Raw genomic sequence first — 222 nt, 5'->3', positions numbered from 1 at the left:
ATGTGCAGCGAGAGCTGCACCATGCCGCTGCGTCCGGTGCGGATCGCCCGCGCTGCACTGTTGGGGCGGTAGTTCAGCTCATCGGCTGCGGCCAGCACGCGTGCGGCCGTGGCTTCGGCGACGCCGGCACCCGACGCCGCCCCTGCGCGTCCGGAGAACACATACGACACGGTCGCCGTCGACACACCGGCCCGTTCGGCCACCATGCGCAGTGTCGGGCGC

The 222-nt window shown here is 72.1% G+C and carries 1 protein-coding gene; it reads right to left on the bottom strand.

The genetic code is table 11. From position 1 onward, the window contains the following. Positions 1 to 222, bottom strand: a 222-nt coding sequence (locus tag L687_RS0120730) for a LacI family DNA-binding transcriptional regulator (protein WP_031206708.1), incomplete at both ends; no start/stop codon positions are given.

This window comes from Microbacterium maritypicum MF109 (assembly GCF_000455825.1).
GTDB classification, from domain to species: Bacteria; Actinomycetota; Actinomycetes; order Actinomycetales; family Microbacteriaceae; genus Microbacterium; species Microbacterium maritypicum_A.
This window is presented reverse-complemented; position numbering and strand designations above follow the sequence as displayed.